The 16,657-nt window shown below is 73.3% G+C and carries 18 protein-coding genes; 7 read left to right on the top strand and 11 right to left on the bottom strand.

Features of this window, described 5'->3' with window-relative positions; all coding sequences use genetic code 11:
- Position 1 precedes the first annotated feature (1 nt).
- The 3 genes from OG494_RS31800 to OG494_RS31790 all read right to left on the bottom strand — a co-directional run bounded on the left by OG494_RS31800 (position 2) and on the right by OG494_RS31790 (position 4,658).
- Positions 2–1,087: a glycosyltransferase family 4 protein gene (locus OG494_RS31800; RefSeq protein ID WP_328444996.1), complete on the bottom strand. Its 1,086-nt coding sequence runs from the start codon at positions 1,085–1,087 to the stop codon at positions 2–4.
- Positions 1,080–3,590: a glycosyltransferase gene (locus OG494_RS31795; protein WP_328444994.1), complete on the bottom strand. Its 2,511-nt coding sequence runs from the start codon at positions 3,588–3,590 to the stop codon at positions 1,080–1,082. Before OG494_RS31795 ends, OG494_RS31800 begins: the two co-directional genes overlap by 8 nt.
- A 114-nt stretch (positions 3,591–3,704) precedes the next feature.
- Positions 3,705–4,658: a glycosyltransferase family 2 protein gene (locus OG494_RS31790; RefSeq protein ID WP_328444993.1), complete on the bottom strand. Its 954-nt coding sequence runs from the start codon at positions 4,656–4,658 to the stop codon at positions 3,705–3,707.
- Positions 4,659–4,667: 9 nt separating this feature from the next.
- On the opposite strand from OG494_RS31790, the gene OG494_RS31785 reads away from it, so the two are divergent.
- The 4 genes from OG494_RS31785 (at position 4,668) to OG494_RS31770 (ending at position 8,771) form a co-directional block, all read left to right on the top strand.
- Entirely contained in the window at positions 4,668–5,744 is a 1,077-nt protein-coding gene (locus OG494_RS31785; protein WP_328444991.1) for a glycosyltransferase family 4 protein, read from the top strand.
- A 53-nt stretch (positions 5,745–5,797) separates the two neighbouring features.
- Positions 5,798–6,946: a glycosyltransferase family 4 protein gene (locus OG494_RS31780; RefSeq protein WP_328444989.1), complete on the top strand. Its 1,149-nt coding sequence runs from the start codon at positions 5,798–5,800 to the stop codon at positions 6,944–6,946.
- A 289-nt stretch (positions 6,947–7,235) separates the two neighbouring features.
- Positions 7,236–7,640 carry a hypothetical protein gene (locus OG494_RS31775; protein ID WP_328444987.1) on the top strand — a complete coding sequence of 135 codons (405 nt, stop codon included), beginning with the start codon at positions 7,236–7,238 and terminating at the stop codon, positions 7,638–7,640.
- Positions 7,641–7,910: 270 nt separating this feature from the next.
- Positions 7,911–8,771 carry a glycosyltransferase family 2 protein gene (locus tag OG494_RS31770; protein ID WP_328444986.1) on the top strand — a complete coding sequence of 287 codons (861 nt, stop codon included), beginning with the start codon at positions 7,911–7,913 and terminating at the stop codon, positions 8,769–8,771.
- Here OG494_RS31770 and OG494_RS31765 read toward each other — a convergent pair.
- A complete protein-coding gene (locus OG494_RS31765; RefSeq protein WP_328444984.1) occupies positions 8,768–9,259 on the bottom strand; it encodes a hypothetical protein in 492 nt (163 codons plus the stop codon). The two genes, OG494_RS31770 and OG494_RS31765, sit on opposite strands and share 4 nt — an antisense overlap.
- 142 nt (positions 9,260–9,401) lie before the next feature.
- Here OG494_RS31765 and OG494_RS31760 point away from each other — a divergent pair, with 142 nt between their 5' ends.
- A complete protein-coding gene (locus OG494_RS31760) occupies positions 9,402–10,490 on the top strand; it encodes an NDP-sugar synthase (protein WP_328444982.1) in 1,089 nt (362 codons plus the stop codon).
- Between the two features lie 3 nt (positions 10,491–10,493).
- On the top strand, positions 10,494–11,390 hold the full coding sequence (locus tag OG494_RS31755) for a DNA-3-methyladenine glycosylase family protein (protein ID WP_328444980.1): 897 nt from the start codon (positions 10,494–10,496) through the stop codon (positions 11,388–11,390).
- A 72-nt stretch (positions 11,391–11,462) separates the two neighbouring features.
- On the opposite strand, the gene OG494_RS31750 is transcribed toward OG494_RS31755, so the two are convergent.
- Genes OG494_RS31750 through OG494_RS31720 form a run of 7 tightly spaced genes read right to left on the bottom strand, consistent with a single transcriptional unit; the run spans position 11,463 to position 16,335 of the window.
- On the bottom strand, positions 11,463–11,768 hold the full coding sequence (locus tag OG494_RS31750; RefSeq protein ID WP_328444979.1) for a hypothetical protein: 306 nt from the start codon (positions 11,766–11,768) through the stop codon (positions 11,463–11,465).
- Between the two features lie 3 nt (positions 11,769–11,771).
- Entirely contained in the window at positions 11,772–12,143 is a 372-nt protein-coding gene (locus tag OG494_RS31745) for a GntR family transcriptional regulator (protein WP_328444977.1), read from the bottom strand.
- Positions 12,140–12,646, bottom strand: a complete 507-nt coding sequence (locus OG494_RS31740) for a hypothetical protein (RefSeq protein WP_328444975.1) — start codon at positions 12,644–12,646, stop codon at positions 12,140–12,142. Before OG494_RS31740 ends, OG494_RS31745 begins: the two co-directional genes overlap by 4 nt.
- 27 nt (positions 12,647–12,673) lie before the next feature.
- Positions 12,674–13,219 (bottom strand): NUDIX hydrolase, encoded by a 546-nt coding sequence (locus OG494_RS31735; protein ID WP_328444973.1) that lies wholly within the window; start codon positions 13,217–13,219, stop codon positions 12,674–12,676.
- On the bottom strand, positions 13,216–14,562 hold the full coding sequence (locus tag OG494_RS31730) for a coenzyme F420-0:L-glutamate ligase (RefSeq protein ID WP_328444971.1): 1,347 nt from the start codon (positions 14,560–14,562) through the stop codon (positions 13,216–13,218). The genes OG494_RS31735 and OG494_RS31730 overlap by 4 nt, the downstream gene beginning before the upstream one ends.
- Positions 14,555–15,544 carry a 2-phospho-L-lactate transferase gene (cofD, locus tag OG494_RS31725; protein ID WP_328444969.1) on the bottom strand — a complete coding sequence of 330 codons (990 nt, stop codon included), beginning with the start codon at positions 15,542–15,544 and terminating at the stop codon, positions 14,555–14,557. Before cofD ends, OG494_RS31730 begins: the two co-directional genes overlap by 8 nt.
- Entirely contained in the window at positions 15,541–16,335 is a 795-nt protein-coding gene (locus OG494_RS31720; protein WP_328444967.1) for a GNAT family N-acetyltransferase, read from the bottom strand. Before OG494_RS31720 ends, cofD begins: the two co-directional genes overlap by 4 nt.
- 52 nt (positions 16,336–16,387) lie before the next feature.
- Here OG494_RS31720 and OG494_RS31715 point away from each other — a divergent pair, with 52 nt between their 5' ends.
- Positions 16,388–16,564, top strand: coding sequence for a hypothetical protein (locus tag OG494_RS31715; protein ID WP_328444965.1), 177 nt, complete (start codon positions 16,388–16,390; stop codon positions 16,562–16,564).
- Positions 16,565–16,657 lie beyond the last annotated feature (93 nt).

The following is a 16,657-nucleotide window of genomic DNA, read 5'->3' as shown; positions in this document are numbered from 1 at the left end:
GTCAGTGGCGGCCTGAGGCGAGGCGGTACGCGCCCACCGTCAGTTCCGCGCACGTGTGCCACGTGAAGTTCGCCGCCTGGGCGCGCCGTGCCGCGGACGTCGCCACCGCGTGCGGGTCGATCACCGCGGTGCGCAGGGCTTCGGCCAGGCCGTCGACGTCGCCGTACGGGACCAGGCTCGCGCAGTCGCCCGCGACCTCGCGCAGGGCCGGGATGTCCGTGCACACCACCGGGACGTCCGAGGCCATCGCCTCCAGCACCGGCAGCCCGAAACCCTCGTCGCGCGAGGGCAGCACCAGCGCCGACGCGCCCGCGACCACCGTGCGCAGGTCCACATCGGACAGGTAGCCGGTCTGGCGCGACCGGGCCGTGCGGGGGAACGGGCCCGGGCCGGCGAACACCAGGTCCGGCAGGTCCGGGGCCGCCTCATGGGTGCGGACCAGCCAGTCCAAGCCCTTGCGCGGGCCGGCCGCCCCGGCGAACAGCAGGTACTTGTCCGGGAGCCCCAGGCGTGCGCGGCGCTCGTCGTCCGGCGGGCGTGCGGTGAACCACGCCGGGTTGACGCCCAGCGGCGTCACGACGATCTTGTCGCGGTCGACGTCCAGCCGCGTCGCCACCGCGTCCGCGACCGCCGAGGTCGGGGTGCAGATGACGTCCGCGCGGCGCGCGCCGCGGCGGACCAGTTCCGGGAGGTCGCGGTCGCTCGGGGCGAGCTCGGCGGGATGGTCAAAAAAGGCCAGATCGTGGATCGTGACGACGCCCGCCGCGCGGAACCGGCCCGGCAGCACGAAGTTCGTGCCGTGCACGACGTCGGTCGAGCCGGCGAACAGCTCCACCGGCGGGAAGTCCGAGCGCAGCCACGTCATCCGCAGCAGCCGCGCCGCCACCGGCATCCCGCGGGCCCGCACGCCGTGCGGGAGCACGTGCCGCAGCCGCCGCCAGCCGCGCAGCGTGAACGCCACCGCGCGGGTGTCCACCTCGGGGTTCGACGCCAGTTCCTCGCTCAGCGCGGCGGTGTACCGGCCGATGCCGGTGCGGGAACCGAGCAACGGCGTGCCGTCGAGGAGGACGCGCAGCGGTTTAGCCACGACGCATCCGTTGCCTGGCAACCTTGATGACCCGGCCGCCGACACGCCGGGCCAGCTCGGACGGCCCGCCGTCGGCCAGGTACTCGCGGATCAGGTCGGTGTCGCGGCGCAGCATCGCCCGGCCGCGCACCGCCGGCGTCGTCACCAGGTCGGCCGAGCCGGGCAGCCGGTCGGCCGCCGGGCGTGGGTCGCGGCAGAACTCGACCAGCGGCTTCAGCGCCTCCGGCCAGGCGTACCGCTGCGCCACCGCGGCGATCCGCTCGACGCAGCCCGCGGCGAACTCCTCGTCGTACAACGACTTTTCCAGCGCGTCGGCCAGTGCCCCGGCGTCTTCGGCCGGCACGACGACGCCGAGCTTTTCGGCCCGCACCAGGTCGGCGAACGAGTCGCCGTCGGTGGTGACGATCGGCAGCCCGGCCCACAGGTAGTCGAGCACCCGGGTGCGGAACGCGAACGTCGTCTCGACGTGCTCGTAGTGCGTGGTGACGCCGCAGTTCGCGTCCAGCAGCCAGTTCTGGCGCTCCTGGTAGGGCACCCACTGCTCGTTGAAGTAGACGTGCTTGTCGGTCAGCCCCAGCGAATCCGCCAGCCGGATCGTCCGCGCGCCGATGTCCATCTCGGCGACCTCGGGGTTCGGGTGCTTCATCCCGAGGAACACCAGCCGGACGTCGCCGCGGCGGCGGCGCAGCTCGTCGATCGCGCGCACCAGCGTCAGCGGGTCGAACCAGCTGTACACCCCGCCCGCCCAGATCACGACGTGGTCGGTGCCGCCGATGCCCAGCGCCGAGCGGAGACCCGGCCCGGTCCGGGCGGGCGCCTCCGGCGACAGCCCGAACGGGACGACCGCCAGCAGCGACTGCGTGGTCGGGTCGGCGTCGTAGAGCCGCGGTGAGAGCCGGCCGAGCGCGGCCAGGTGGCCGAGCCAGAAGTGGCGCTGCCGCTCGGACGCGCAGAGGAAGAAGTCGCCGCGTTCGAGCTGCGCGTCGAGGACCTTCGTGACGCCCACGAGGTCCGCCGCGCGCTTGTCGTCGGCGACGCCCTTGCCCTGCTCCAGCAGTTCGAGGTGCATCGGGTCGTAGAGGTCGGCGACGACGATCTTGCCCGAGTGCTGCTTCTTCAGCGACGGCGCGAGTTCGAGCACGTGCCCCTGCAACACGACGACGTCGGCCCAGACGATCGGCGCTTCCAGCTCGTGGCGCTTGCCGGCGCTGACCCGGAACGGCGCGGGCGGCGGCGTGGCCAGGGGGTTCGTCGTGACGAGGTGGACGTCGTGCTCGGCCGACAGCGCGAGCGCGATGTTCCAGGCCCGGATCGCCGGGCCGGCCATCCGCTCGGTGAGCGCGTCACCGGTGATCACCAGGATCTTGCGGCGCTGTCCGAAGGCCTTCTCGATGCCGAACGCCTCGACGAGGATGTCGTGCGCGGCGAGGTAGCGCGGCAGCGGGTACGCGGGCTCCAACGCCTTGCGCAGCAAGGGAAGCAGATCGGCGTCGGTGCGCACCCGCGCGGCCTGCTCGACCGCGCGGGACGCCGCCAGCGACGGCAGCAGTTCGACGAACTGGTCGATCGCGAGGATCCCGGCCAGCGTCGTCCGCGGGATCGCGACGTCGCCGGATTCGATCGGGCCGACGCCCTTCTCGAGGTCGAGCTGGGTCGCGTCGAGGTCACCGCGGGCGGTGGCCCGGCGCACGGCCAGCGCGAGCGCCGCCGGCAGCGCGCGGGCGAGCGTCTCGTCGGCGAGGTTCTTGTACAGCGCGGCCAGGGCGTTGCGCTCCAGCAGGAAGGTCTCGCGGCCGGTCTCCGGCGCGTCGACCGAGGTCATCGTGCCGTGGTGGCGGTGGTAGGTCAGCGACTCCGGCACGTACCGGACGCGCCAGCCGCGCAGGTTGAGCCGCCAGCCGAGGTCGACGTCCTCGTAGAACATGAAGAACCGCTCGTCGAAGCCGCCGAGCTCGGCGAAGACGCTCGCGCGGACGAACAGGGCCGAGCCGGTGCCGAACAGGACGTCCTTCGCGACTTCGTGCTCGGCGGCCGGGACGTCGGCCAGGGGGCTGCCGGCGTGGCGCTTGTAACCCATGCCGAACCAGGTCAGGCCGCCGTCGACGAAGTCGGTGCCGGTGCCGTCCCAGTCGAGGACCTTGCTGGCCACGGCAGCGACACGCGGCTGCGAGCGCAGCTCGGCGACGGCGGCGGAGACCCAGCCGGGCGCCGGGCGCGCGTCGTTGTTGAGGAAGGCGACGACCGTGCCCTTGGCGTGGCGGGCGCCGAGGTTGCAGCCGCCCGCGAACCCGGTGTTGCGCCCGGCCTCGATGACCCGCGCGCCGGGGACGGCCTCGCGGATGCGCGCGGCGTCCGCGCTGCCCGGGGTGTTCTCGACGCAGATCAGCTCGAGGTCGGCGTAGTCGTGGTCGGCGAGCGCGCGCAGGCAGGTGATCGTGTCGTCGGCGCCGTGGTAGTTGACCACGACCACCGAGACGAGCGGTTGCTGTTCCCCCTGCGCCAAAGCCAGCTCCTTCGTCGGATTGCGCTCAGCTTACTGTGCCGGTAGTTGCCAATCAGACCGGCAGCCACGGCGGAAACCGGCAGCACAAGCAGGACGGCTGCGGTCCGTCTCCGCCTACTTTCGGCCGGATTGACAAACCCCGGCCCACGCCTCCCAGACCGCGCCTCGGCCCAGCGCCGCGCGACGGCCGATCCGGCGCCGGGCCAGCAGCGTCGCCGGCAACCGCGCGCCGACCTCGGCCAGGACCCGGCAGCGCAGGCCGAACCGGAAGTTCGCTGCGGCCGGGCGGCCCGGCCGCAGCGGCAGCACCGCTGTCAACACGGCGAACCGGAGCAGCTGGTTCAGCGCGACGCCGCGGGGTGCGCAGCGCAGCAGCATGAGCAGCCGGTTGCGCTCGTTCCAGCGGTGGAACGGCACCGAACCGGGCTTGCTGCTGACGCCGTGGGCGTGCCGGACCCGGGCGTCCGGCGCCGCGACGACGTCCCACCCGGCCAGCCGCAGCCGCCACGCCGTGTCGGTGTCCTCGTAGTAGCAGAAGAACTCCGCCGGGACGCCGCCCACCGCGCGCAGGGCGTCGACGCGCAGGAGCGCCGCGCCGCCGCAGAAGCCGAAGACCTCGCCCGCGGGTTCGGTGAGGTCGGCGCCGTGGCCGTCGGCGGTCAGCCGCACCCCGGCGGACTGCACGGCGCCGCCGGGCAGCACGAGCAGGGCCGTCGCGGCGGCGGCCAGCGGCGACTTCCCGAGCGTGTCTTCCAGGGTTTCCAGCCAACCGGGCTCGGGTTCGGCGTCGTCGTTGAGCCACGCCATCAGCGGCGTTCCGAGCGCCTCGACGGCGACGGCGAGCGCGCCCGCGTAGCCGCTGTTGCGGGGGAGCCGCACGACCCGCGGCTTGCTCGGGTGGGCCGCGAGCAGCGCGGCCGTCCCGTCGTCGGAGGCGTTGTCCACCACGAGCGTCCGATGTGGACGCGTCTGCGCGGCGAGCGCGTCGAGGCAGGCGGTGACGTGCCCGGCGCCCCGCCAGGTCACGACTACCACCGTGGTGGCGGGATTCGGCGTCACGTCCCGCACAATAGCCGCGTGCCCGAACTGGTCGTGCTCGCCGAGCAGCTCCTCGCGCCCGTGCCCGGTGGCACCGGGCGCTACACGGCCGAGCTGCTCCCCGCGCTCGCGAAAACCGCGCCGCCGGGCTGGACGGTGTCCAGCGTCGTCGCGCGGCACGCCGACGTGAGTGTGGCCGAGGCCGAGGGCGTCGAGGGCCCGCGCGTGCTGCGGCTCCCGCCGCGCGCGCTGATCGGCCTCTGGCAGCTGGGGATCCCCTGGTGGCCGGGCGGCGACGCGGTGCACGCGCCGACGCCGTTCGCGCCGCCGCGCGTGCCGGCCGGGCGGACGCTGAGCGTGACCGTGCACGACACCGTGCCCTGGACCCACCCCGAGACGCTCACCGCCCGCGGCGTCAGCTGGCACCGGTCGATGATCGCGCGGGCCGCGCGCCGCGCGTCCGGGCTGGTCGTGCCGACGCGGGCGGTCGCCGACGAGCTGGCCGTGCTGGTCGACGTCGACGTCCCGGTGCGCGTGGTGCCGCACGGCGTGCGCGTGTCCCGGGCCTCGGCCGAGCTGGAACTGCCCGGGCGGTACGTGCTGGCCGTCGGCACGATCGAGCCGCGCAAGGGCATCGACGTGCTGGTCGACGCCGTCGCCGCGCTCGACGGCACGGTGCTCGTGCTCGCCGGGCAGCCGGGCTGGGGCGGTGTCGACCCGGCCGCGCTGGCCGCCGAGCGCGGCCTGCCGCCGGAGCGGCTGCGGGTGCTGGGGAAGGTGACCGACGCCGAGCTGGCGACGGTGCTGCGGCGGGCGAGCGTGCTGGCCGTGCCGAGCCTCGCCGAGGGCTTCGGGCTGGGCCTGCTGGAGGCGATGGCGGCCGGCGTGCCGGTGGTGCACACCGACGTCCCGGCCCTGGTCGAGGTGGCCGGTGGCGCGGGCATCACGGTCCCGCGCGGCGACGCGAGGGCCCTGGCGAAAGCACTGCGCGAGGTGCTCGGGTCACCCGAGCGGGCGGCCGAGCTCACCCGTTCGGGGCGCGAGCGCGCGAAGGCGTTCACGTGGCGTCGCGCCGCGGAAGCCGTCTGGGCCATCCACCGCCGGCCACGGGACTAGCCGGTTTGCCAGTTCCCCACCATGACGCAGCGTCGCCGCCGTACCCTACGGGGGTGAGCGATGATCCCCGGGTCCTGATCGACGCGACCGCGGTGCCCGCGGACCGCGGCGGGGTGGGCCGGTACGTGGATTCGCTCGTCGCCGCGCTGGACGCGGACGGTGCCCGCGTCACCGTTGTCTGCCAGCCGCGGGACCTGCAGCTTTACGATCGGCTGGCGCCGGGGTCACGCATCGTGCCCGCTTCGCCGTCGACGACCACCCGCACCGCGCGGCTGACCTGGGAGCAGGCGACCCTGCCGCGGCTGGTCCGCCGCCTCGGCGCGGACGTCGTCCACTCGCCCCACTACACGATGCCGCTGGCGACGTCGGCCGCTTCGGTCGTCACGCTGCACGACGCGACGTTCTTCACCGACGCCGTCCTGCACTCGTCGGTGAAGGCCCGCTTCTTCCGCGCGTGGACGGCGACGGCGCTGCGCCGCGCGACGCTGTGCGTGGTCCCGTCGGCGGCGACGGCGGCGGAGCTGGCTCGCGTCAGCCCGGTGCGGCACGCGTCGGTGGAGGTCATCCACCACGGCGTCGACACGGAGCGGTTCCACCCGCCGTCCCCGGCGGAGGTCGCGGCCGCGCGCGCGGCCGTCGGCCTGGGCCGGACGCCGTACGTGGCGTTCCTCGGGGCGCTGGAGCCGCGCAAGAACGTCCCGGCGCTGATCCGCGGCTTCGCCCGCGCGGTCGCCGGGAGGGCTGATGCCCCGGCGCTGGTCCTGGCGGGCCAGCCGGGCTGGGACACCCAGGTGGAGCGCGCGCTGGACGCCGTCCCGCACCGCCTGCGCGTGATCCGCGCGGGCTATCTCCCGTTCGGGACGCTGGCGGGCTTCCTGGGCGGGGCTTCGCTGGTGGCCTACCCGTCGCTGGGCGAGGGTTTCGGCTTGCCGGTCCTGGAGGCGATGGCGTGCGGGGCCTGCGTCCTGACGACGCGCCGGCTGTCACTGCCGGAGGTGGGCGGCGACGCGGTGGCGTACTGCGGAGTGGGAGCGGGCGACGTCGCGGCGGCGATCGCGGAGCTGCTGGCCGACCCGGGCCGCCGGTCGGAACTGGCGACGGCGGCGCAGCAGCGGGCCAAGGAGTTCTCGTGGGCGACGACCGCGGAGCGGCACCGGGAGGCGTACGCCAAGGCCTGGTCCCGCCACCTCCGCACCCGCTGACCGCCTTCGGCGGTGGTAATCTGACGGTGCGAGGTCCCCGTGGGGCCGAGTATGAAAGCCCGTGACGCGTCCGGACGGTCGTCTCACGGGCTTTTCGCTGCCCTCGGACAGTGAGGACCTCGGTGATCAGCGGGCTCGCCCGGCGCCGCCAGTCACCAGCCGCGCCGAAGCACCACGCCACCGCGTCGGAGATCCACAGCAACGGTTCGGCTGTCGAGTCGACGTGCTCGTAGGTGAGTTCCGTCTTCGACGGCCGGACTCCCAGCGCCAGCTGCAAGGTCCGGCGGTCGTGACCGTCGCGGTGGTCGCGGGAGTCCAGGACCAGCCGGTGTGCTCGCAGCCCGAGCAGATCCTCCGCCAGGCGTTCGATGCACCGCTGCCGAGCGGCTTCTTCGGTCTTGGGCGCGCACTCGGCGAGGTAGAGCCGAGCGGAGACCGGCAACGCCGCGATCCGGTCGATGAGCATCCGGCGGCGAGGTTCCTTCTCCTTCTTGAAGTGCAGCTCACGCGCGCCGCGAAGCAAAAGCGGGGCCAACGCGCGCCGGGTCGCCGTCAGGTGGGCGGGCTCCACAACGGTCGCACACAACAGATAACTGCCACCGCGTGCGGATTCGTCGACGAAGGCGTGCACCGTCATCGGATCATCATGGCGCGTCGGTCATGCGTTCCGCGATCGGGCGGCTACTTCAGGTGACTAATTAAGGACCCGCTGCGGAGCGGCACCGGGAGGCGTACGCCAAGGCCTGGTCCCGCCACCTCCGCACCCGCTGACCTCGCGTACCCGGACCGTCGGCTCGCGTACCCGGACAGTCGGCTCGCGTACTCAGACGGTCGGCTGGTGAACCGACCCTCTGGGCACGCGAGCCGACTGCTCAGGTACGTGAGCCGACCCGCTGGCTTCTTCCACCTTGCTCCTGGCCCGGGGCACCCGATTCACGCTCGGTGACGCGTGGACAATGGCCGGGTGACTGAGGACTCCCGCTATGGCGATGATGTCGGCGTCGTGACCGTGACCTACTTCTCCGAGGACACCCTCGAGCGGTTCCTCGAGACCCTCGAGAAGGCCACCGAGCGCGAGGTCGAGGTGGTCGTCGCGGACAACGCTTCCGTCGAGGGTGCCCTCGAGGAGATCACGCGGCCGCGGGCGAACGTGCGGCTGCTCACCATCGGGGAGAACGTCGGGTACGGGACCGCCGCGAACCGCGGGGTCGCCGAGCTCGACGACCGGTACGGCTGGATCGTCGTCGTCAACCCGGACCTCGAATGGGAGCCCGGCTCGCTCGACGCGCTGCTCGACGCCGCCGAGCGGTGGCCGCGCGGGGGTGCGTTCGGGCCGCTGATCCACGATCTCGACGGCACCGTCTACCCGTCGGCGCGGCTGCTGCCGTCGTTCGGCCGGGGCATCGGCCACGCCGCGTTCGCCAAGGTCTGGCCCGGCAACCCCTGGACCAGGCAGTACCGGCAGGAGACGGGCACGCCCGTCGAGCGCGTCGCGGGCTGGCTGTCCGGCTCGTGCCAGCTGTTCCGCCGGGAGGCGTTCGACTCCGTCAGCGGCTTCGACACGCGCTACTTCATGTACTTCGAGGACGTCGACCTCGGCGACCGCGTGGCCAAGGCCGGCTGGCAGAACGTCTACGTGCCGTCGTCCAGCGTGATGCACGAAGGCGGGCACTCGACGTCGCAGGCGTCGGAGAAGATGCTGAAGGCGCACCACGACAGCGCCTACCGCTACCTCGCCGACCGCCACCAGGGCCTCGCCTGGAAGCCGGTCCTGGCCGCCGTGAAGCTCGGCCTCAAGCTCCGGCTGAAGCTCGAGACCCGCTAGATCCCGTCGAGCCGGCGCGACAGGTCGGACTTGCCGTTGTTCTGCGTCACCGTCGGTACCAGGCCGGTGTCCTCCGGATCGGGCTCCTTCAGCGGGCTCGTGATCGGCTCGGCCTGGGGCCGGCGGGCGAGCGGCGTCGTGACCGGGGTCTTCAACGGCGTCGTCGGGGACGGCGTGCTCAGCGGCGTGGTCACCTGCTGGCGCCGCGCGCCCGAAGCGCTGGTGACGCCCGAGGCGCCGGAGACCTCCAGCCGCCGGGTCGGCGACTTGCCGGCCAGCGGGTGGTCGTTCTCCTCGATCAGCGACGCCGGCAGCTGCGTGGTCGTGTCCGGGTCCTGGCTTCTGTCGAGACCGTCGATGGCGGCCCGCGGTATCTGCTGCGTGTTCGAGGCGTCCATGGGCGAAATGGCGCTGTCCGGTGTCACCACGAACACACCACGTGCCTGGGCTCGTGCGAGCAGGGCGTCCGCCCGATCGCGGGGGTCCATCCCCTCGGCCTCCCGACTGACCCGGGGGCCCTCTGGGGAAAGGCCCGCCTGTTTCCTGTCTAGGGTAGGCCCTCCGGGCGACCTCCGTCAGGGTTTCCCGCGGCTTGTCGCTCAGCGGTGCGTGATACAGGAGGAGATTTCCGTGACGTCCGAGGTCCGAACCGATGCCGTCGACGCCGTCGTGCTGGTCGGGGGCAAAGGCACCCGGCTGCGGCCGCTCACCCTGTCGGCGCCCAAGCCGATGCTCCCGACCGCCGGGACGCCCTACCTGAGCCACCTGTTCTCCCGCATCCGCGAGGCCGGGATCCGGCACGTCGTGCTGGGGACGAGCTACCGCGCGGAGGTGTTCGAGGAGTACTTCGGCGACGGCAAGGCGATCGGGCTGGAGCTGGAGTACGTCGTCGAGGAGGAGCCGCTCGACACCGCGGGCGCGATCCGCAACGTCTACGACAAGCTGCGTGCCGACCACGTGATCGTCTTCAACGGCGACATCATCTCCGGCTCGGACCTCGGCGAGCAGCTGCGCGTGCACCACGACACCGGCGCCGACGTCACGCTGCACCTGCAGCGTGTCCCGGACCCGAGCCGGTTCGGGTCGGTGCCGACCGACGAAACCGGCCGGGTGCAGGCCTTCCTCGAGAAGACGCCGAACCCGCCGACCGACCAGATCAACGCCGGTTGTTACGTCTTCCGCCGCCCGGTGATCGAGTCGATCCCGACCGGGCGCCGCGTCTCGGTGGAGCGCGAGACGTTCCCCGGCTTGCTGGAGCAGGGCGCGCACATCCACGGGTTCGTCGACGCGTCCTACTGGCTGGACGTCGGCACGCCCGAAGCGTTCGTCCGCGGCTCGGCCGACCTGGTGCGGGGCATCGCGCCGACGTCGGCGCTGCCCGGCCGGACCGGCGAGTTCCTGGTCCTCGACGGCGCTTCGGTGGCCGAGGACGCCGAGCTGTCCGGTGGTTCGACCATCGGCGTCGCCGCCGTCGTCGGCTCGGGCGCGAAGATCGACGGCTCGGTCCTGTTCGACGGCGCGGCCGTCTCCGAAGGCGCGATCGTCGAGAACTCGGTGCTCGGGCACGGCGCGCGGGTCGGCGCCGGCGCGGTGCTGCGCGGCGTGGTGCTGGGCGACGGCGTGTCCGTCGGCGCCGGCTGCGAACTGCTCGACGGCGCCCGGATCTGGCCCGACACCGTGCTGCCCGACGGTTCCGTCCGCTTCTCGAGCGACGCGTAGCCGATGTTCTGGCGTCCCGCGTTCGAAGTCGACCTGGGCCGGGTCCTGGGTCCGCTGAAGCGCGGGCGCGGATCGCTCAACATCCTCACCGACGAGCGCGGCATCACCTGGCTCGCGTCGAACACGCCGGACGGCCCCGGCACGCTCGCCCTGCGCAAGCTCACCGACGGCCGGATCGAGGCCGCGGCCTGGGGCGACGGCGCGGACCGGCTGCTCAGCGGCGTCCCGGCGCTGCTCGGCGCGGACGACGACGACAGCGGGTTCGTCGCGCACCACGACGTCGTCGCGCGGGCCCGCCGGGAGAACCCCGGCCTGCGGCTCGGCGCGACCGGGTTCGTGTGGGACTGGCTGGTGCTCGCCGTGCTGGAGCAGAAGGTGACCGGCAAGGAGGCGATCCGGTCGTGGGCGGAGCTGTGCCGCCGGTTCGGCGAGCGGGCGCCCGGGCCGAGCCCGGACCGGCTGCGCGTGCCGCCGACGCCGGTGGCGCTGCGGTCGTTGCACGACTGGCACTGGCACCGCGCGGGGGTCGACATCAAGCGCCGGACGGCGCTGCTCAACGCCGCCCGCGTCGCGCACCACCTGGAACGGGCGGTGGAGCTGCGCGGCCGCGAAGGCCGGCTGCTGCTGCGGCACGTGCCGGGCATCGGCGTCTGGACGGCCGCCGAGATCGCGCAGCGCGCGTGGGGCGACCCGGACGCGGTGAGCTTCGGCGACTACAACATCCCGTCGATGGTGGGCCACGCGCTGCTGGGCGAAAAGCTCGACGACGAAGGGATGGCGGAACTGCTGGTCCCGTACGCGCCACAACGCCAACGGGCCGTCCGCTACCTCGAGGCGGCCGGCCACCGCCGTCCCCGCTTCGGCCCCCGCATCGAACTACGCGAATACCGCGCCATGTGAGGACCCCCGGAATGTCCTGAAGGGCACCCTCAGGGACGTAAAAGCCATGAGGGTGCCCTTCAGGACATTCGGCTACTGCTGCGGGGGGTAGCCGCCCTGCTGGGGCGGGTACGGCGGCGGCTGCTGGCCGGGGTAGCCCTGCTGCGGCGGGTAGTCCGGCTGCTGGGGCGGGTAGCCCGGTTGCTGCGGGGGATAGCCCGGCTGCTGGCCGGGGTAGGCCTGCTGGGGCGGGTAACCCGGCTGCTGCGGGGGGTAGCCCGGGAACTGCTGCGGCGGGTACGGCGGCTGCTTCGGCTTCGAGACGTTGATCACGACGATCACGACCGCCGCGATGCCCCCGAGCACCACCAGCAGGATCAACAGCATCAGCGCGGTCACGGGTCAGCCGTTCCCTTCGTCGAGCGCGGCGCGGACGATCGACAGCGCCTCGGTTGCGTCCAGGCCGAGCCTACGGGTGACCGCCGCGTACTCGGCCGCGGCCTGCTGGGCGCGGCGGCGCGTCTGGTCGCCGGACGCGCCGACGAAGCTCCCCGCGCGGCCGCGGGTTTCGATCAGCCCGGCTTCTTCCAGCTCCCGGTAGGCCCGCGCGACCGTGTTCGGCGCGATGCCGAGGTCGACGGCCAGCTGCCGCACGGTGGGCAGCTTCGTGCCGACGGCCAGCGAGCGGTCGTTGATCCGCGCCGCGAGCCCGGCGCGCACCTGCTCGAACGGCGGCACCGGGGACGCGCTGTCGAAGGGGACGATCGGGCTCACCAGCTCTGCGGCCCCGCTCCCGGACCGGGCGGCGGCTGCTGCGGCGGGTAGTACCCCTGCGGCGGCGTGCCCTGCGGCACCGGCGCGAAGCCCGGCTGCTGCTGCGGGAATCCCGGCTGCGGCGGGGCGAAGCCGGCTTGCGGCTGCGGAAACCCTTGTGACGGCGGCGGGAAACCCGGCTGCGGCGGGGTGAAGCCGGCCTGCTGCTGCGGAAAACTTTGTGACGGCGGCGGCCCCTGCGGCGCCGGCGCGAACCCACCCGGCTGCGGGAAGTTCTGCGACGGCGGCGCGAACCCCTGCTGCGGCGGGAAGTTCGCGGTGGGGAACGACCCGCCGTTCTTCATCGCCTCCGCGCGGCGCATCTTCGACACCCGCACCGCGACGACGATCACGAACACGATGATCGCCAGGATCAGCAGGCCGACGACGATGTAGCCGAACACCCCGCTGCCGCTGCCGCCGCCGGAGTGGATGTGCACCCGCTCGGGGAACTGCGTAGCCATCTGGTTCCTCCCTCTCCCGGGTCCAGGCTAGTGCCCGGCACCGACGGAAACGGCCGCTTTCACCAGATCGGCGAGATCTTCGGAGCCGGCCGGGAGCGCGTCCACCGGCCACCACCGCAGGTCGTCGGACTCGTCGCTGCGCACCGGCTCCGCGCCCGGCGGCGCGTGCACGGCGTAGCGGACGTCGAAGTGCCGCGTGGGCACCCCCAGCGAGCAGGTGATCGGGTGGACGTCCAGGTGCACCGGCGCGGCCCCGATCCGCAGGCCGGCGATGCCGGACTCCTCGGTCGCCTCCCGCAGCGCCGCGTCGGCCACGGACACGTCGGAAGGTTCGCAGTGCCCGCCGAGCTGCAGCCACCGCCCGACGCGCGGGTGCAGCGTGAGCAGCACCCGCGTGCCGGTGTGGTCCAGCAGCACCGCGGACGCCGTCAGGTGCCCGGCCTCGCACGAGCGGCTGCAGGTGTCCTCCCGCGCCGCGAGGAACCCGAGGAACGCCTGGCGCAGCGACTCCTGGGAAGGCTCGGCCGGCCGCCAGGAAACCAGCGTCGCGACGGCGTCGGCGTGCAAGCTCACAGCTCCAGCAGCCCTTCGCCGGCCGCGGCCGGGCCGCGCGGGTCCGGCTCGGCCAGCGGGATGCCGATCGCGACCGAGCCGAGCGGCTGCCAGCGCTCGTCCAGGCCGAGGACGTCGCGGACGACGTCGGCGGCGAAGATCGTCGACCCGATCCAGCACGAGCCGAGGCCTTCGGCGGCGAGCGCGACCAGCAGGCCCTGCACCGCGGCGCCACCGGCGACGGTGAACATCGTCTTCTCGCAGTCGTTGCGGCGGGCGTCGGGGTAGGTGTGCGCGCCGTCCGGCACCAGGAACGGGATGACGATTTCCGGGGCCCGGTAAAGGATGTCGCCGCGGCTGAGCCGCTTCTCGACCTGCTCCGGGGTGAATTCGTCGCCGTTCAGGTCGGCCTGCCACGATTCGCGCATCGCGTCGAGCAGTTCCTTGCGCTTCGCGCCGTCGCGCAGCCAGACGAACCGCACCGGGTGCGTGTGGTGCGGCGCGGGCGCGGTCAGCGCGGAGCCGACGGCCCGCCGGATCGACGTCGGGCTCACCGGTTCGTCGCTGAACTGCCGCACCGAGCGCCGGGCCGGTACGGCTTCCCGGCGGCCCTGCGCGATGGCTTCGTTGGCGCCCAGCCGGAACAGGTCTTCTTCGAGGGGGCGGATGAGTGTCCGCGCGGTCGACCCGTCGTCGAAGATGTCGAAGCCGCGGACGACGGCGACCGGCGTCCCGCCCAGCTTGCCCTTGACCAGGTCGGCCGCCGAGGCCAGCTCGTCGGCGATCGCGACCTCGGTGACGGCGAGTTCGTTGCCCTGGCCGTCGATCGTGCCCCGGTAGGCGTGCAGCACGCGCAGCCCGGACGAGCCGATCGCGTTGTCGGTCTGCCCGATCCGCCAGGCGCGGCCCATGGTGTCGGTGACGACCACGGCGACCTCGACGCCGAGCCGTTCGCGCAGCCCGTTGCGCAGCGCCAGCGCCGACGCGTCGGGGTCGGCCGGCAGCAGCGCGACCTCGTCACCGGCCACATTGGACGCGTCGATGCCGGACGCCGCCTGCACGATGCCCAGCGGGTTCTCGGTGATCACCGTGCGGGCGATCCGCGCGACGATCCGCACGGCTTCCTGCTCGACGAGCTTGCGGCGGGCGGCGTCGCGGGCCTCGGGATCCGTCGGCACGCGGACGAGCCTGCCCTCGGCCTTCGAGACGATCTTGCTGGTCACGACCACGACGTCACCCGAGCGCAGCCAGGGCGCGGCGGTGACGATCGCGCCGGTCAGGTCGTCGCCCGGGCGGAACTCGGGCAGCCCGGTGACGGGCAGGACCTCCAGCTTCGCGGAAGCGTGGTCGGCGGTGTTACTCAACAGGGGCTCCAGCGAGTTCGAGAGCGGCGCGGGCCATCGCCGCGGTCGCGTCCACATCGGACATCAGCAGCGGCACGTCGCGGACGGTCACGCCCGGCACGTCGGCCGTCTCGCCTTCGGCGATCAGCCAGCCGTCGAGCACGCCGTCGTCCTTGCGCGAGCCGTAGTGCCGGCCCACGGCCTCGGCCGACGTCTCGACGCCGATCGCGGTCAGGCAGGCGTCGGCCATCCCGCGCAACGCCTTGCCGCCGATGATCGGGGACACCCCGACCACACCGGCGGACGTCTTGCGCAGCGCGTCCCGGATCCCCGGCACACCCAACGTCGTGCCGACCGACACCACCGGGTTCGACGGCGCGAGCAGCACGGCGTCGGCGCCGGCGATGGCCTCGAGCACGCCGGGCGCGGGCTTGGCCTCGTCGGAGCCGACGGCGACGATCGAGTGCGCCTTCGGCTCGGCGCGGTAGCGCACCCACCACTCCTGGAAGTGGATGGCCTTCTGCTGGCCGTCCTGCTCCGGGTCGTCGATCACGACGTGCGTCTCGACGCGGTCGTCCGACATCGGCAGCAGCCGGACGCCGGGCTGCCAGCGGTCGCACAGGGCCTCGGTCACCGCGGACAGCGGGTAGCCCGCGCGCAGCATCCGGGACCGGATCAGGTGGGTGGCGATGTCCTTGTCACCGAGCCCGAACCAGTCCGGGTCGGCGCCGTAGGCCGCCAGCTCCTCCTTGACCACCCAGGTCTCGCCCGAGTGCCCCCAGCCGCGCTCCTTGTCGATCCCGCCGCCCAGGGTGTACATGCAGGTGTCCAGGTCCGGGCAGATCCGCAGGCCGTGCATCCAGACGTCGTCGCCGGTGTTGACCAGCGCCGTCACCTCGTGCGGCGACTCGCTCGCACCCTCCGGCGCCATGCCCAGCGCCGCCTTCACACCCAGCAGGAACCGGGCCCCGCCCACTCCGCCGACCATCACCACGATCTTCACGACGTCGGATCTTCCTCTCCCTCGATGCGCGAGCCGGGTGCGGGCACCCAGTAGCGGTAGCGGTGGTGCGGGGCGTACCCGAGCCCCGAGTAGAGCGCGAGCGCGCCCTCGTTGCCTTCCGCGACCTGCAACACCGCGTGGCCGGCTCCGTGTTCCACGCCCCAGGCGCCCAGCGCCCCCATCAGCGCGGACGCGAGCCCGCGGCGCCGGAAGGCCGGGGCGACCTCGAGCCGCCCGACGTGCAGCCAGCCGTCGACCAGCGCCCCGCGGACGACACCGGCGGTGACGCCGTCGAGCGTCGCGACGCCGTAGCCGACCTTCCCGCCGGTCAGGACCCGCCGCGCGGCGGGGGAGTCCTCGCCGGGCCCGAGCGTCAGCTCCCACCAGCCGGGGGTGGGCTCATCCGGCACTTTCACGTGAAAGTGACCACCTGGGGGCGCCACTTTCACGTGAAAGTGCCGCTCTGGCGTCAGCGGCGCGGTGAGCACGACGACCTCGTGGCCGCGGCGGTGGCCCTTCGCCTCGACCCAGCCCCCGGCGGCGATCGCGTGCTCGTTCGGGCTGTCGCGGACCACCTGCGCCATCGGCGGGATCCCCCGATCGTGGGCGAAGTCACACACCGCGTCCAGGGCCTCGCGGACCGGTCGTCCGGCGTCCCCGACGGCCAGCACACTGTTCGCACGGCCGGTGAAGCCGCCGGCCCAGCGCAGCACCCAGTCGCCGAGGGACTGCTCGGTGAGCGGGGGCCAGGCCCGGCTGCAGCGGATCTCAAGCATTTCGGGACCGTTCACGGCTAGATTGTCCCTGAGGCGGCGAACCGATTTCCGAAGGAGGCCGGGTGCGATGGGCGTCCAGCGCAAGGACGAACGGCACAAGGAAGAGCTGGTCGACGACATCTCCGAAGGCTTCAACCGTGCTGTCGGGGCGAAGCAGGACGAAGACGGTGCGCCGGCCCAGCCCAAGTTCGTGATCACCGGCGACGCCCGCGCCACGCCGCCCAAGCGCCGCCGCGACCGTTGATCCTCGCCATACCCCGAGTATGGCTAAGGGTTGCCTCACCATCCCGACCGGTGCCCGTCCCGCGTAATGTCGGCGGCGACTGGCTGTTGGCAG

The sequence above is a fragment of the Amycolatopsis sp. NBC_00438 genome (assembly GCF_036026695.1).
Lineage (GTDB): Bacteria > Actinomycetota > Actinomycetes > Mycobacteriales > Pseudonocardiaceae > Amycolatopsis.
This window is presented reverse-complemented; position numbering and strand designations above follow the sequence as displayed.

What these genes read in the sequence shown, in the direction of transcription:
- OG494_RS31715 (WP_328444965.1), top strand. Translation starts at nt 16,388, where the DNA reads ATGGGCGTCCAGCGCAAGGACGAACGGCACAAGGAAGAGCTGGTCGAC.
- OG494_RS31765 (WP_328444984.1), bottom strand. Translation starts at nt 9,259, where the DNA reads ATGGACCCCCGCGATCGGGCGGACGCCCTGCTCGCACGAGCCCAGGCA.
- OG494_RS31740 (WP_328444975.1), bottom strand. Translation starts at nt 12,646, where the DNA reads ATGGCTACGCAGTTCCCCGAGCGGGTGCACATCCACTCCGGCGGCGGC.
- OG494_RS31755 (WP_328444980.1), top strand. Translation starts at nt 10,494, where the DNA reads ATGTTCTGGCGTCCCGCGTTCGAAGTCGACCTGGGCCGGGTCCTGGGT.